Source organism: Phytoactinopolyspora endophytica (assembly GCF_004138495.1).
GTDB classification, from domain to species: domain Bacteria; phylum Actinomycetota; class Actinomycetes; order Jiangellales; family Jiangellaceae; genus Phytoactinopolyspora; species Phytoactinopolyspora endophytica.
Genome location: NZ_ML142883.1, coordinates 17,418 through 19,740, shown reverse-complemented (window position 1 = coordinate 19,740; position 2,323 = coordinate 17,418). Strand labels below are relative to the sequence as shown.

Here is a 2,323-nt window from a genome sequence, read left to right as displayed (position 1 = left end):
CGGACACGGATTGATCGGGATGCGGGAGAGGGTGGCGATGTACGGCGGCACGTTCGCCGCCGGGCCGCGGCCCGAAGGTGGCTTCTCAGTCCTCGCGACCCTCCCGTACACGCCCGTCACCGAACTGGCGAGCACGTGACAGGCGAGGAGGGCACGGTCGAGCCGGTGCGGGTCCTCGTCGTGGACGACCAGGCGTTGTTGCGCGGAAGCTTCCGGGTGCTGATCGACAGCACGGCTGGCCTGACCGTCGTCGGCGAGGCGGGCAACGGTGCCGAGGCCGTGCGGCTGAGCCGGAGTGAGCACCCCGACGTCGTCCTGATGGACGTGCGTATGCCGGAGATGGACGGAATCGAGGCCACCCGGCTCATCTGCGCCGCTGCCGAACCGTCAGGCAGCCGCGTGTTGATCCTGACCACGTTCGATCTCGACGCCTACGTCTATGGCGCGCTGCGCGCCGGAGCCAGTGGATTCGTGCTCAAGGACACCCCACCAGCGGACCTGCTCAGCGCCATCCGCGTGGTCGCCGACGGCGAGGCGCTGCTGTCTCCGGGCGTCACCCGTCGGCTGATCTCCGAGTTCGCCCGTCGACCCGAGACGTCGAAACCGGTCGCGACGCGCCTCGACGGTGTGACCGAGCGCGAGCAGGAAGTGCTCTTCCTCGTCGCGCGCGGCCTGTCCAACGACGAGATCGCCACGCACCTGCATGTCAGCCTCGCCACGGTCAAGACCCATATGGGGCACCTGCTCTCCAAGCTGCACGCCCGCGACCGTGCTCAGCTGGTCATCGCCGCCTACGAAAGCGGTCTCGTCCGGGCGACGGCCTGACCAACGGCCGCGCCGTGGTGTGCTGCCGCAGCGACCTGGACGCCAGGGCGGCGAGCGCGCAGCCGATCAGACTCACCGCACAGAGGAACATGACGGGGGCGGTCCGTGTGACGTCGGCGACTGCCCCCAAGCCGTTGTTGGTGACCAGCAGCGGGAAGGACTGCGCCATGAGCACGACCGCTTGGACCCGCGCCACGTGACTGCGCGGAGCCCTCCCGAGGATCATCGGGACGATGTGCGTCGTGAACAGCCCGGTTCCGAACCCGGCCACCGAACCGGCGGCTGCTGCCGCGGCGGGCACGGGTGCGACCGCCACCAGCGCGATTCCCAGGCCGGACACCACGAGGCCAAGGATCGCCACCAATCCAGCACGAGGGTGGGCTCCGCGCACCATGACGGTCACGGCGACGGCCACGGTGCCGATCGCGATCGCTCCGACGATCACGCCAGCAGAGTCGGCCGACCAGTTCCGCTCGCGGGCAAGCAGCGGCATCAGTAGCGAAGACTGAGGCAGCAGGAGCGCCGCCGCGGCCACGGTCAACAGCAGCACCGGACGGAGGAGCGGATCGACCGCGCTGATTCTCACCCCGTCCACTGCCCGTCGCCACAGCGGTGCGGGATCATCGCCGTCCGCCTCCGGCTCGGTCACTCGGGACTTCAGCATGAGTAACACGAGCAGCATCACACCGAAAGTGACGGCGTTGGCCATCGCTGCCGCGCTCAGCCCGGCCACGGAGACGACCACACCACCGAGTGGGGCACCGACGAGGCCGGCAAGCTGATGGACGATCTGGCGCGCTGACGAGGCTCGAGCCAGGCCACGTCCGTGCACCAAGATGCGGGGCACCGAAGCCGAGGACGGAAAGTAGAAGGCGTCCACCAACCCGACGGTGAGCGAGGTGGCAAGAAGCAACGCGGGAGCCTCCCCGACCCGCGCTACGCTCGCGGCGACCACCAGCATGGCGGCGATCATCACCGCGTCTCCGGCGATCATGACCCGCCATGGCCCGACCTGATCGGCGACAGCTCCACCGACCAGTGCCATGACGGTTCTGGGCAGCACGGTCATGGTGAGCACGAGGCCGGCGAACAAGCCACCGTACGCAGTGGCGGTCCATGCCATCGCGAACGCCATGACGTGGGTGCCCAGCATCGACATCGCCGCACCGCACAACCACACCCAGTACGACCCCGGGACACGGGCATCCAGACACGGACCGTCGACCTCGACGGAACCCAGGTCGGTCACAGCCGAACCGGCATCACAAGTGAGACGAACCGCTCGTTGTCGGGGACACGTACGGCGATCGGCGACAGCGGGCCGCCCAGTTCGAGAGCGAGCTGGGCCTCCGCGCCCGCATCGATCGCTTCGAGCAGAAACCGCCGGTCGACGGCGACCGACGGCTGCCCATCGGGCTGCGCCGACATGGCGACGGTGAGTTCGCCACCGGGTGGCACGACGAGCACGACGACATGCGTCGTCACCCCGTCGCGTTCC

At 69.1% G+C, this 2,323-nt stretch carries 3 protein-coding genes and 1 pseudogene; 2 read left to right on the top strand and 2 right to left on the bottom strand.

What is annotated here, in order from left to right:
- Window positions 1-139, top strand: a 139-nt coding sequence (locus ELR45_RS43150; protein ID WP_205857799.1) for an ATP-binding protein, incomplete at its 5' end; no start/stop codon positions are given.
- The gene (locus ELR45_RS33675) at window positions 136-825 is read left to right on the top strand and encodes a response regulator (protein WP_240760334.1); all 690 of its coding nucleotides are present in this window, start codon (window positions 136-138) and stop codon (window positions 823-825) included. The genes ELR45_RS43150 and ELR45_RS33675, both read left to right, overlap by 4 nt.
- On the opposite strand, the gene ELR45_RS33670 is transcribed toward ELR45_RS33675, so the two are convergent.
- Window positions 782-2,074 (bottom strand): MFS transporter, encoded by a 1,293-nt coding sequence (locus ELR45_RS33670; RefSeq protein WP_129670182.1) that lies wholly within the window; start codon window positions 2,072-2,074, stop codon window positions 782-784. The genes ELR45_RS33675 and ELR45_RS33670 overlap by 44 nt on opposite strands.
- Window positions 2,071-2,323 (bottom strand): annotated as a pseudogene (locus ELR45_RS33665) (hypothetical protein); the annotation flags it as partial. The pseudogene ELR45_RS33665 and the gene ELR45_RS33670, both read right to left, overlap by 4 nt.